The following is a 13,369-nucleotide window of genomic DNA, read 5'->3' as shown; positions in this document are numbered from 1 at the left end:
ATGAAGGATTTTGAAGAAGAAGTAGGCGTCAAAGACATTATCGGATTTTATATCAAGATCAATGACAGTGCCCGGGCCAAAAAGGATATGGCCAAGCTCTCTGCCAAGGATAAGGCTTCGGCCTTTTCGCTGATTGTTGAGTCGAATGCCGGCCGTGAGTTCAAGATCGAGATTGCCCGCTATTTTGTCAATGACCTTGACGCCCATATCCGCCGCAAGGCAGAGCTGTTGCTGGAGGCGCTGATCCCCGGCTGGGTGGCTGACCCGGCTGCCAGTATTCTGCAGGTGCTGCGCTCTGCCGAACACAAGGGGCCTGCCCGGCGTAATGCCGCGGTCAGGTTTCTGTTCGGGATCGTGGATGCCGATTCGTTGCGGATCACCCTGACCAGTCTGCTATCCAGCCGCAACCGTTCCCATATTGTCGAGATTATTGATATCCTTGAACAGTATATCGATGCCTCGGAGGATGAGCCGGAACAGGTCAAGATCTTCAATGCCTGTCTGGATATTGTGCTCTCTGATGAGATCGAGATGCCGGTCAAGCACCATGCCACCAACCTGTTGTCGGTCTTCTTTAAAAAGGTTTCCACCACGGCACTTGGAGCCCATCTCAAGGCAAAATATATTGAGAAGCAGGTTGAAAAAGGTGAAAGCGTCTACCGTTTCCTCTGCAGCGGCACCTGCGGCCTGACTGCCAGCTACCTGGAAGACCTGATGCGTCCCCTGCAGGAAGGAGGCAAGGTCTATCAGCTCAAGATCCTGACCTATTTCTGTTTTTTGCTGGACAAGACCTGGAATGAAGACGAGGTGGACAACCATATTGATACCTGGCCGGAGAGTTGGGAACCGGAAGAGATTACCAAGATGGACAAGGTCAAGCGCTTCCGTTCCAGCATCCTGAAACAGGTTGAGGAGTTATGGGAGTTTGCCGCCGACGATGAGGTCAGGGATGGCATCATGGCAGTGGTGTACAGTGGGCATCCGGTCAAACAGGAGCTGCTGTCGACTGTTAAAAGCAAGCTGACCGGTGGTGGCCTTTCCGATCTGGCCACTGACAAGATTGCCCGTATCCTGCACAGTTTCCTGAAAAGCGACCAGCATGAGGAGCTGAAGCCCCAGGCTGCCAACCTGTTGCTTTTTAATGTTTCGGGAACCCGGCATCACCTTGCGGCGTTGCGCTACCTGCGCGAATACCTGGAAAAGAGTTCTCTGAATGCTGCCGAGCAGAGCAGTCTGGCAACCGCCTTGCTCCAGTTCGCCGCTGCTGCTGTCGAGACCGAAGAGCGGGTCATGGCCTGGCTGCTGGTCTTTCTGCTTGATCCATGCAAGCTGGAGGAGGCTGAGCAGCATAAGCAGGTCTTGGGGCTGTTGCGGACAGTGATTGAGCAGGAGGTCGTTGCTGACTACTCACGCACGCGTATGGTTGCCGCGTTGGAGCGGTTTGATGGGGAAATCAAAACCACGGAAAAGCTGAAAAAGGCTGCGGCCTATCTGTTGTTCAGGCTGCAGAATCCGCATGAAAAGCCCACGTGGGACAAGATAGAAAAGCGATAAGCAGTCAGAAGGGGAGGGGACATGTTAAGTTCATTTGAAAATCTGGGGATCAAGACCAAGCTGGTGATTGCCTTTCTGGTGGTGGCCGCCTTTGCCGGTCTGCTGGGTGGCGTCAGTATCGTCAACATCCAGAAGATGAAGAAGGCCGATACCTTCATGTATCAGGAAGTGGCGGTGCCGCTGGCCGGTCTGCGGGATATTACCCAGGCCTTTCTGCTGAACAGGATCAGTACCCGCGCCCTGATCGGCGCAACCGACCCTGATGAGCGGGAGGAGATTGCCGACAGTCTGAAGGAAAGCCTGGCTGCGCTGGAGGCCAAGACCGCCGCCTATGTCAAAAAGATGGATGGTGCTGAAGAAAAGGCAGCCTTTGCTGAATTCAAGACAGCCTTTGATGCCTATGTGCCGCTTTTGAAACAGATGATTGACCTTTCAATGGGTGGGAAAAGCGAAGAGGCGCTGCAGCTTGCCAAGGGGGATGCAGGGCGCCATGCAAACGCCATGTTACGGTCGTTGGACAAGATGGCAACGGTCAGTGTGAAGCATGCCAAGGAAACCGCTGCCAACAACGCCCAACTGGCTCAGACAGCCCTGGTTTTTTCACTGATCATGTCGGTTGCGGCAGTGGCTGTGGCGCTCGCCATCGGCATCTTTGTCTCCGGCCGGATCAGCAACCCCCTGCAGCAGTTGCAGAAACGTTTCCAGCAGGTTGCTGAAGGTGATTTGACCGTGACAATTGATGCACACTGTTGTGATGAGATGGGCAATCTTGCCCGCTCGTTTGCAGCCATGGTGCAGCAGCTGCGGGATCTGATCGCCCAGGTCAATGCAACCACCGGTGCCGTTACGTCGGCAACCAGAGAACTGCAGGGGACTTCGACGGAGATCGCCGGTGGCGCCGAGGTCGCAGCAGCGCAGACGATCAGTGTTGCCACTGCCAGTGAAGAGATGGCGGCAACCAGCCATGACATTGCCCACAGCTGTCAGATTGCTGTTGAGGGTTCCCAGCGGGCCAATCAGGCAGCCCAATCCGGATCCGATGTCGTACGTCAGACCGTTGAAGGGATGCGCAGAATCGCCAGTCGCGTACAGGATACTGCCCGTACGGTCGATTCGCTCGGGGCCCGTTCCGATCAGATCGGTGCCATTGTTGCCACCATTGAAGATATTGCCGACCAGACGAACCTGCTGGCCCTGAATGCGGCTATTGAAGCAGCCCGGGCCGGTGAAATGGGGCGGGGCTTTGCTGTGGTTGCGGATGAAGTGCGTGCCCTGGCGGAGCGGACGACCAAGGCCACCCGTGAGATCGGTGAGATGATCAAGGCGATCCAGTCGGAAACCAGAAGTGCGGTGAATGCCATGAATGAGGGGGTTCGTGAAGTTGAGGCCGGGACCCATGATGCTGAACGTTCCGGTGCAGCCCTGGAGCAGATTCTGGCCGAGATCGATGCCGTTGCCGATCAGGTCAGGCAGATTGCCACCGCTGCAGAAGAACAGAGTGCCACCACCGGCGAGATTACCGACAATATTCACCGTATGACGCAGATTATTCAGGATACGGCCCGTGGTTCCCATGAGACTGCTGGTGCAGCGTCAAACCTTTCTGGGATGGCGGAGGGGCTGCATGGAGCGGTTTCCCGCTTCAGGCTGCAGTAGGCCGGAGTGGTTGTTTCTGCTCTGACGTCACTGCTCGCGTTGCAGCGCTGCGCCCCTGAGACGTTCCTTAAGCGTCGCAGTCACAACAAAAATCGGTTTCTTTAGCAGAGGTGCATTGATTGACAAAAGCGGGCTTGGGGACTGGTTCCCAGGCCCGCTTTTGTGTCTGCAAGAATGGTTTAAAAGAATTGTGCTGCCGGCTGGCTCAGGGGGGATCTGCTCTGCTGGCCAGTTTTCTGATGTTTCAAACGTGTTAGGTATCTTGTGCCTTATTTTCTTCCGCCCGGGCAGTAATGAAGACCTTCAGGTCATGTTCAGACAACGGCTTGCTCAGGTAGTACCCCTGCATCTCATCACAGCCCCTGTCTTCAAGGAAGAGCAACTGTTCCCTCGTTTCAACCCCTTCTGCAATTACCTTCAGCTTCAGAGAGTGCGCCATGGCGATGATCGCCTCGGTAATGGCCGCATCATCAGGGTCGCTCAGGATGTCGTTAATAAATGACTTGTCGATCTTGAGGCGGTCCAGCGGGAAATGTTTCAGGTAGGCCAATGATGAGTAGCCGGTGCCAAAATCGTCAATGGCCAGATAGATCCCCATGTTTTTCAACAACTGCAGCTTCTGTAACGCCTGCTGTTCGTTTGAAATCAAAAGGCTTTCAGTCAGCTCCAGCTCAAGAAACTCCGGGGAAAGACCACTGCTGCTCAGTGCGGTGGAGACCATGTCAACAAAGTCAGGCTCGTTGAACTGGCAGCCGGATACGTTGACGGCAATCCGCAAAGGGGCCGGACCCTCCTGCTGCCATGCCGCGCACTGGGCACAGGCGGTACGCAGTACCCATTCACCCAGCTTGATGATGAAGCCGCTTTCCTCTGCCAGGGGGATAAAACGGTCAGGAGGGATCATGCCCAGTTCCGGATGGCGCCAACGCAGGAGCGCTTCAACCGCAACAACTGAATTGTCCTCCAGATTCAGCTGGGGCTGGTAGTGGAGGTAGAAGTCGCCGTTGACAAGCCCCTGGGGCATGCTGTTGTCCAGGCGCAGCATCTCGGCTGCCTGGGCGTTCATCTCGCGGGCATAGAAGCGGAAGCTGTTTTTGCCGCTGCGCTTGGCGTCGTACATGGCGGTTTCGGCATTCTTCTGCAGTGTCTCCGCATCGGTCCCGTCCTGGGGGTAGATGGCAATGCCGATACTGCCGCTCAGGGTGACCTGCTGGCCGGACGGATTGAAAGGGTCAGCCAGGCTGGCCAGAATGCGGTACGACATGGTTACCGCTTCATGGCGGCTTTCGCGGCCCGGCAGGATGAAGGCAAAGACATCGCCGCCAAAACGGCAGAGGGTGTCGTTGGGGTGCAACAGCTTCCGAAGCCGCTCGGCAACCATGATCAGAAGCCGGTCGCCGGTTTCATGCCCCAGGGTGTCATTGATCAGTTTGAAGCGGTCGATGCCGAAGAACAGCACTACCGTCAAGTCGTGATCCCCCCGCTCTTTCTGGGTGGTTGTGAGGAACAGCCGGTCTGCGAACAAAGAGCGGTTGGGCAGGCCGGTCAGCAGGTCATGCAGCACCATATGCGAGACCTGGTCAGCCAGTTGTTTGTGTTCGGTGATATCGGAACGACAGCCGCGTCGTCCCAGAAAGGTTCCGTTTTCATCAACAATCGGGCGGCAGGTGTGGCGTACCCAGCGGGTACTGCCCCCTTTGGTGATGATGCGGTATTCCAGTTCTTCATTGCTGCAGTTGCCATCCTCCCCGCTTTCAGCCGCCATCTGGTTGAACAACTCACGGTCACCGGGATGGATCATCTCTTCCATCAGAGAGGGTTGGGCAAACAGTTCTTCACGGCTGTAGCCGGTCACTTCGAAGCAGGCTGGCGAGATAAACTCAAAGCTGCCATCGGGCCGTCGCCAGTAGGTGAAGTCGTTGGTGAATTCAGTCACAATGCGATAGCGCTGCTCACTGTTGCGCAGCGCCTGGGTGCTTTGGTCAATCTCTTCCACCATGCTGTTGAAGGCGCCGGTCAGGTTGCCGATCTCACCATTGACCGGCAGGTGGATGAAACGGGCATCGCCCCGTTTTTCCGGCAACCCTGCGACATGGCTGGCCAGCTGGGCCAGCGGCCGGGTCAGCAGACGCATCATGAACAGTACCAGCAGTACAGCCACTGCCATGCCGAGCAGGGTGGCAACGGTGAACCAGATTCGTGCGGTGCGGACCGGGGTGTAGGCATCCGCCTCCGGATAACTGGCAGCCAGCACCCAGTTAACAGACTTCAAACGTTGCATGGAGGCGATCATAACCCGGTTATCGATACCAATGTGCCGGCCGGTTGAGGTGCCTTCACGCAATGCCGTCTCTACAAGCGGGCTGGCGCCCCGGGAGACATCCTGAAGAAGTCTGCTGCGTTGTGTGTGGAGCAGAACCCTGCCACTGTCTGAAATAAGCCGGAGAATGCCGCTTCTGCCCAGGGTGATTGAAACATAACGTGAAAGCGGGTTCTTTTCATACAGATTGAAGCTTCCGGTCAAGACGGCAACAACATGGCCGTCTCCGCGTACAACCGGCGCGGTAAAGATGATATTGGCCTGGTTGGCCGTGTGTCCATGGCTTGCAGGATCACTGATCAGCGGTTTGGCCTGTTGCAGGGTCTGTCTGAAGTACGGCTGGTTGGCAATTGATTCCAGGGTGTCGTGATGATGCTGAACTGACGTGCCGATCAAGCGGCCGTCAGCCCCATACAGGTGTAGATGGTTTTTGAAAAAACGTTGCAGTCCGGTGCGGCTCGCAAGGTACTCTTGCGCTGCATGGGGGTTGGTCAAGGCACTGTCCGGCACCGACTGGGCATTGACGAACAAGGCCTCCTGGATGTTGGTTAATGTGGCATCAACATCTCCAGCAAGGTAACGAACGATATCGGACTGTTGTGCAGTCATATTCCGCTCGTATTCCCGCTCGAAAAAGGTCAGCGTGACGATGGCCGTTACCAGCATCAGGACCAGGATCAGGCCGGTCACTGCCAGGGTCATTCTGGCCCGCAATGAGGGATGCAGAAGGCTCATCGCTTGCTATATCCCGCCCATACAAAGGTACTTCACTTCGCAGAACTCCTCGATGCCGTACTTGGAACCTTCCCGGCCGATGCCGGACTCCTTGACCCCGCCAAAGGGGGCGATCTCCGTTGACACCAGGCCGGTGTTGATTCCCACCATGCCGTACTCCAGCGCCTCTGCCACCCGCCAGACCCGGCCGATGTCACGGGTATAGAAATAGGAGGCCAGTCCGAATTCAGTGTCGTTGGCCATCTGGATCGCCTCTGCGTCGGTGCTGAATTTGAAGATCGGTGCCACCGGCCCAAAGGTCTCTTCCCGAGCCACCAGCATCTGGGGGGTCACATCACACAGGATGGTGGGCTGGAAGAAGGTGCCGCCCAGTTCATGGCGTTTGCCGCCCAGGGCGATCCTGGCCCCTTTGGATACGGCGTCATGGATATGTTCTTCCACTTTCAGCACTGAGGCCTCATCGATCAGTGGCCCCTGTTGTACATCTCCCTTCAGGCCATCGCCTACCCGCATCCTGGCAACTGCAGTTGCCAGTTTCTCTGCAAACAGGTCATAGACACCAGCCTGTACCAGCAGACGGTTGGTGCAGACACAGGTCTGTCCGGTGTTGCGGTACTTGGAGGCGATTGCCCCTTCCACGGCCGCATCCAGATCCGCATCATCAAATACAATAAACGGGGCATTGCCTCCCAGCTCCATGGAGACCTTCTTCATGGTGGCAGCGCATTGGGCCGTCAGTTGCTTGCCGATCTCGGTGGAGCCGGTGAAGGTCAGTTTGCGGACAATCGGGTTGGAGGTCATCTCGGTGCCGATCTCACTGGCTGAGCCGGTAATCACACTGAAGACCCCGGCCGGAATGCCGGCCCGCTCTCCAAGTTCAGCCAGGGCAAGGGCGGAAAAGGGGGTGGCCGTGGCTGGTTTGACCACCATGGTACAACCGGCAGCCAGGGCAGGCCCGGCCTTGCGGGTAATCATGGCGGAAGGGAAGTTCCAGGGGGTAATGGCAGCACAGACACCGATCGGCTCCTTGATCACCACAATCCGTTTGTCACGGCCATGGGCCGGGATGGTGTCGCCGTAGAGACGTTTGCCTTCTTCGGCAAACCATTCAATAAACGAGGCGGCATAGGCGATCTCGCCACGGGACTCGGCCAAAGGCTTGCCCTGTTCGGCGGTCATGATAATGGCCAGGTCTTCCTGGTTTTCCAGCATCAGTTCAAACCAGCGCCGCAGGATGGTTGCACGCTCTTTGGCGGTCTTTGCCCGCCAGGCCGGCCAGGCGGCATCGGCTGCCTCTATGGCACGACGGGTTTCAGCGGTACCCATCCTGGGGATGCTGCCCAGAATCTCGCCGGTGGCGGGGTTGGTGACATCAATAGTCTTGCCACTGTCAGCAGCAAGCCACTGGCCGTTCAGGTAACAGGATTGGCGTAAAAGGGAAGGATCACGAAGGTTGAGCATTGGCATCACCTCTGGTTCATAGTCAGTGCGTGGTTGAGCACTATAGCAGATGTCCATGGCTCTGTCATTGCAGCTTTTGTTGCGATCGCCAGCACTTCAGCATTTTATCAAATCAGTTCAGTCAGGCAGGCAGGGGGCTGGAGGATACATGAAGGATTATAAAAAGAATAAAGGGCTACCGCTAGCGCAGTAACCCATTGTAATTGCTGGAGCCACTTAGCGGAATCGAACCGCTGACCTACTGATTACGAATCAGTTGCTCTACCATCTGAGCTAAAGTGGCCTGAAGAGGCTCATCTTCTATACCAAAGAGCAGGTTAAGTCAAGTCTGCGCAGCACGACGCTGGTGCTGGAATCAGACTTTGCAATGTGCAGGATTGACAAAAACAATGTTTTATGTAAACTAATCTAAATCTAGACATGCGAATATTAATATTATATAATAAACGTAATAAAAATAGCTGTATTTTGTGAACATGGGCATTTAAACAGCCGTTATGTACCTTGCTTGCGCCAGGTGAAGGAGGCAGCATGAATGGTGTAGCTCAGCAGGCAACAGGGTTTGATGGTGAAGTGTCAGGTATGAGCCTGACAGATCTGTTGCAGATTAAGGCTATGGGGCGTTTCAGCGGCAGGGTTGTGGTGGAGCAGGGGGGGCAATCCGGCCATCTCTTTTTCCGTGACGGTGATCTGGTCCATGCCCAGCTTGACCTTTTTGAGGGGAAGGATGCCTTTGCACGTATTCTGGCCTGGGGCGGCGGCACGTTTCGTGCCGAACCCAAAGTAAGCACCACCAGGCAGACCATTAACGAAAGTTTTCAGTATCTCCTGCTGGATGCCCTGCGTCTGCAGGATGAGATAGCAGCAGGTATGGAGCAGCAGGCTCCGGCGTCTGGCACAGCACAGTCGCAAAAGGGGGGGGGCATGAAGGAACGATTGTCCGGTATTGCAGGTTTGCAGGACGTTGCCTTGACCGATCGGAGCGGCACGCTGATCCAGTCTGTGGGCAACAATGCCGAGGCCCTTGCCGCCCAGGGGATGTACCTGGTTGCAACATCCAATCAAATCGCCGATGAACTGGGGCTTGGCAGCTTCAAAGGGGCGGTGGTGCAAGGGGTCTCCGGCCATATAGTCACACTGGAAGGGGCCAAAAACTATCTGTTTGTCGGTGTGCAGGGGGAGTCAAAGCCTGCTGCGGTTGAGGCTGAAGTCCGTCGTGCCCTGTCAAGCCAGGGCTAGGAGGGGATGATGGAAACAGTTCTGCGGAGCGTGGTTACGTCGACGGGCGTCATTGGCGGTATGATTGCGGATGATACCGGTCAACTGCTTGTACGCTCAATGCCTGATATGTACGACAGCAGCCAGCTGGCCAGGGTTGGTACCCTGCTGGTGGAGCAGCAGTTCGGCCTTGAAGAGGCGACCGGCGGGGTCAGACAGGCTGAGATCCGCTTTGAACTGGGCAAGCTGATTGCCCGGTCGGCCGGGGAGCGTTCGCTGGTACTGCTCTGTGAGCCGGGGGTTAACCTGCAGGTGCTCTCAATCGCCTTGAACGTGGCATCAAAAAAGCTGGAAAAAATGCCGGCGCAGCCGGTACTGCAGCAGGCTGCTGCAAGCCAGCCCAGTCAACTGACCCCGCCGTTGCAGTCCGGCACCGGCTGGACTTTCATGCCGCTGCAAGTTGAGAACGGCAAGATGCTGCTGCAGGTACAGATCGTGGACCGGACCGGAGGCACGTTCTGGTCTTCAATGGAGGAGCATGTCTCTGTCAACCGGGCTACCTGTCGTAGCATCTGGCGCCATTACAGCTCCCGTCCTTCAAAGAAATTTTCTCTGACCAACCCCCGTAATAAAATTAATTCAATAATCTCGCTGGATATTATTGAGGATGACAAGGAGAACCTCTTTGACGGCAGGGTGCTGATTACCCTGGCTGCTGCAGAACACCTGCAGGTGAAGGACGGTGACCGAGTGATGGTTGAGGTACCGAAAGGGACCGGACTGTTTGGCTGGGAAGGGATCTGATCGTCCAAGGACACTATCCGGGTCTGAAGCCGCACTTTTCGGAGTGCGGCTTTTTTGTTGCCTGCCGCGCTGATCGCCTGTAAACACCGGGTGTGCGGACAGGCTGTAAAGGTTGCAGGATTCTGGCAGTGTGGTAAAAGTGAAAAATGTTTGAAGAACGGGCCGTTATCTTCAAGGGGGAAGCTGCATGAAAAATCTGCATCGTAAGATGCGTGCAGTCTGTTCAGTTGTGCTGCTGCTGCTGCTGCCCCTGCCGCTCTTTGCCCGGGTGGCTCCGGTCGTGCGGGTCGGCTACGAACAGAACCATCCCATGGCCGGTACCGCTGAGAACGGCAAGGCCCAGGGGATCATGATTGATATTGTGGAGGAGATTGCCCGGCACGAGGGCTGGACCATCCAGTATGTCCCCTGTGTCTGGAGTAAATGCCTTGAAAACTTACAGCATGCCGAGATCGACCTGTTGGTGGGGATCGCCTATACCCCTGAAAGAGCACAGAAATACAGCTATAATCAGCACACGGTCATATCAAACTGGGGACTGCTCTATAGCCGCCCAGGTCAAAGAATTGAGAGCTATGCCGATCTGAACGGCAAAAGAATTGCGGTGGTAAAAAACGATGTCTACTGCAACACCTTCATCAAGATGTTGCAGCAGTTCAATATCCGCTGTGACCTGGTCTATGCTGATAATTTCAAGGACATTTTTGACATGATTGACTGGGGAGAGGTGGATGCCGGGGTGGCAAACCGTTTCTTCTCGCTCTTGAATGAGCGCTCCTTCAAGGTAAAGGCCACTCCGATCATCTTCAGTCCTGTTTCTGTGCAGGTTGCCGCTCCCAAGGGCAGGAGTCAGGATATTCTGGCGGCCTTTGATCGCCATCTTGAGGTGATGAAGAAGGAACGTGATTCAGTCTACCATCAGTCCCTCAGTCGCTGGCTGGGGATTGAGGGGGCGGGCTATCTCATGCCCCCCTGGGTCTGGTGGACGCTGGGCGGTGTGGCGGGGGGGGCGGCGTTGTTGGGGGTTTTTGCCCTGCTGCTGCGTCGTGAAGTCCGCCGCAAGACTGCCGACCTGCATCATGAGGTTGAGGAACGGCGTAAACTGTTTGCAGCCGTTGAACAAAGCGCCAATTCGGTCGTCATCACCGATACTGAGGGGGTCATAGAGTATGTGAACCCCCACTTCTGTATGGTCAGCGGCTATCGCAGCGCAGAGGTGATCGGACAAAAAAACAGCCTGTTCAAGTCAGGTCATCAGTCTGCCGAACTCTATGCCGATCTCTGGAAAACCATCAAGGCCGGCCGGGAATGGCGCGGTGAATTCCGCAACAAGCGCAAGAATGGTTCCTTGTACTGGGATCTGTGCAGTATTGCGCCGATCCGGAATGAGAGCGGTGAAATTACCAATTTTGTTGCCATCAAAGAGGATATTACCAGCCGTAAGGCCCAGGAAGAGATCCTGACCTGGCAGGCCAGCCATGATACCCTGACAGGTCTGCATAACCGCTACTACCTGGAGAATCACCTCACGGCTGAAATCAAGCGGATGGATCGGCAACACCAGACCCTCTCGCTGCTGCTGATCGATATCGATAACCTCAAATTTGTCAACGATACCTTTGGTCATGATTTTGGAGACCGTCTCCTGATACAGATCGCCAGCCGTCTCACGCAGGCTGCTTGTCCCCTGTCCGTTGTCGGACGTTTTCAGGGCAACGAGTTTGCCCTGGTCCCCCCGCTTGCCGAGGGAGGAGATCAGGCGGTAACGCTGGTCAACCGGATAAAACAGCAGATGTCCCAGTTGTTTGTCATGGACGGGGCTGAGGTGCTGATCACTGTCAGTATCGGTGTGGTTGTCTTTCCTAACGATGGAGAAGATGCTGACAACCTGTTGCGTAATGCCGAGGCGGCCATGTATGAGGCCAAGCGGCTGGGGCGGAATACGGTTGTCTGGTATACGACCGATTTCCACAAACGGGCACAATACCGTCTGATGTTGGCTGCCAGGTTGCACCGGGCCTTTGAAAACAGCGACTTTGCCCTGCAGTATCAACCCCAGATCGATACGAAAGACAGCCGGGTGATCGGTGTTGAGGCGTTGCTGCGCTGGGCACCTGCCGATCTGCCCCCGGTCTCCCCGACAGAGTTTATCCCAATCCTTGAAGAAACCGGCCTGATTGTTCCGGTGGGCACCTGGGTGCTGTATCGGGCCTGTCATCAGGCAGTCGCCTGGCAGCAGGCCGGACTGCCTCGCATGCGGCTGTCGGTCAATATCTCGGCAGTACAGTTCCAGCGGGGCGACCTGGGAGAGACGGTCCGTATGGTCCTGGCAGAAACAGGTCTTGATCCGGCGCTGCTCTGTCTGGAATTGACCGAAAGCATGCTGATGATTGATACGGCCCAGTCCCAGCAGAAACTGCAGGAGCTGCGTGATCTGGGGGTCAGCCTCTCGCTGGACGATTTTGGCACCGGTTATTCGTCGCTGGCCTATCTCTCGCGTCTACCGGTTCAGGAACTCAAGGTTGATCAGTCCTTTGTCCGTCGGCTGCATGACACACCGTCTGATACGGCGGTGGTGAATACCGTCATCGCCATGGCACAGGAGCTGGGGCTGACCTTGATTGCAGAAGGGGTGGAAACCGAAGGGCAGAAGTCCCATCTGATCGGTCGCGGCTGCACCATTATACAGGGCTTTTTGTTCTGCAGGCCACTGCCGCCGGATCAGCTTGCCCGGTTTGTCAGCCAGGGGAGGCATGATGAACCCTAAACATGACCTCTCCCTGATTGAACGGGCGGCCGCTCTGGTGCGCACTGCCGACTGCTTTGTGATCACTGCCGGTGCCGGGATGGGCGTAGACTCGGGCTTGCCCGATTTTCGCGGTAATCAGGGGTTTTGGCAGGCTTATCCGCCCTATGCGCGCCTGGGACTCTCTTTTGTGGAGTGCGCCAACCCGGAACATTTTCAGCGCGATCCTGTCTTTGGCTGGGGCTTCTATGGCCACCGAACCAATCTGTATCGTGATACCGTCCCTCATCAGGGGTTTCAACTCATCAGGCAGTGGGTTGAGCAAAACGCTGCAACCTGCTTTGTCATTACCTCCAACGTGGATGGCCAGTTTCAAAAAGCCGGTTTTGACGACGAGCGGATACTTGAGGTGCATGGATCAATCCACTGGCTGCAATGTCTCTCCCCCTGTTCTGATACCATCTGGCCCAACCGGGAACAGATCCCCGTTGATCCGGTGACCATGCGGGCCGGGCATGTCCCCCGCTGTCCCCGCTGTCACGGTGTCAGCCGCCCCAATATCCTGATGTTTGGTGACTGGTCATGGTTGCCGGACCGGACCCACTGCCAGGAGCAACGCCTGCAGCAGTTTCTGGCCGAACAGCACAATAAGCAGATTGTTGTACTGGAAATGGGAGCCGGAACAGCTATCCCGACAATACGGACCATGTCTGAACGGTTGGGTTGGCGTCATGCCGCTGCAACCGTGATCAGGATCAATACCCGTGAACCTGAGATAGCAGCACCGCACATCGGCCTGGCCTGCGGGGCGCTGGAAGGCCTGACGGCAATAAATAACCTGCTTTAGCAAGGCTTTCAAAAGCTACTCCAGAGTC

General features: G+C 56.0%; 8 protein-coding genes and 1 tRNA gene. 6 read left to right on the top strand and 3 right to left on the bottom strand.

Translation table 11 applies throughout. From position 1 onward, the window contains the following. Entirely contained in the window at positions 1–1,554 is a 1,554-nt protein-coding gene (locus tag FY034_RS12515) for a hypothetical protein (RefSeq protein ID WP_265551037.1), read from the top strand. 21 nt (positions 1,555–1,575) lie between these two features. After that, complete coding sequence (locus FY034_RS12510) at positions 1,576–3,210, top strand: methyl-accepting chemotaxis protein (RefSeq protein WP_265551036.1); 1,635 nt, start codon at positions 1,576–1,578, stop codon at positions 3,208–3,210. 253 nt (positions 3,211–3,463) lie between these two features. Here FY034_RS12510 and FY034_RS12505 read toward each other — a convergent pair whose 3' ends face one another. From FY034_RS12505 to FY034_RS12495, 3 genes are all read right to left on the bottom strand, one after another. Next, positions 3,464–6,265: an EAL domain-containing protein gene (locus FY034_RS12505; protein ID WP_265551034.1), complete on the bottom strand. Its 2,802-nt coding sequence runs from the start codon at positions 6,263–6,265 to the stop codon at positions 3,464–3,466. A 6-nt stretch (positions 6,266–6,271) separates the two neighbouring features. Then, on the bottom strand, positions 6,272–7,726 hold the full coding sequence (gene gabD / locus FY034_RS12500) for an NADP-dependent succinate-semialdehyde dehydrogenase (protein ID WP_265551032.1): 1,455 nt from the start codon (positions 7,724–7,726) through the stop codon (positions 6,272–6,274). Positions 7,727–7,933: 207 nt separating this feature from the next. Beyond that, a tRNA-Thr gene (locus FY034_RS12495) sits at positions 7,934–8,009 on the bottom strand. Between the two features lie 248 nt (positions 8,010–8,257). On the opposite strand from FY034_RS12495, the gene FY034_RS12490 reads away from it, so the two are divergent. From FY034_RS12490 to FY034_RS12475, 4 genes are all read left to right on the top strand, one after another. Further along, positions 8,258–8,965, top strand: coding sequence for a DUF4388 domain-containing protein (locus tag FY034_RS12490; protein WP_265551030.1), 708 nt, complete (start codon positions 8,258–8,260; stop codon positions 8,963–8,965). A gap of 9 nt (positions 8,966–8,974) precedes the next feature. Next, on the top strand, positions 8,975–9,748 hold the full coding sequence (locus FY034_RS12485; RefSeq protein WP_265551028.1) for a hypothetical protein: 774 nt from the start codon (positions 8,975–8,977) through the stop codon (positions 9,746–9,748). Positions 9,749–9,935: 187 nt separating this feature from the next. After that, complete coding sequence (locus FY034_RS12480) at positions 9,936–12,515, top strand: EAL domain-containing protein (protein ID WP_265551026.1); 2,580 nt, start codon at positions 9,936–9,938, stop codon at positions 12,513–12,515. After that, the gene (locus tag FY034_RS12475) at positions 12,505–13,341 is read left to right on the top strand and encodes an SIR2 family NAD-dependent protein deacylase (protein ID WP_265551022.1); all 837 of its coding nucleotides are present in this window, start codon (positions 12,505–12,507) and stop codon (positions 13,339–13,341) included. Before FY034_RS12480 ends, FY034_RS12475 begins: the two co-directional genes overlap by 11 nt. Positions 13,342–13,369: the final 28 nt, after the last annotated feature.

The organism is Trichlorobacter lovleyi (assembly GCF_015239775.1).
Taxonomy (GTDB): Bacteria; Desulfobacterota; Desulfuromonadia; order Geobacterales; family Pseudopelobacteraceae; genus Trichlorobacter; species Trichlorobacter lovleyi_B.
Note: the sequence above shows the minus strand (reverse complement) of the source record. Positions and strands in the feature narration are given on the sequence as shown.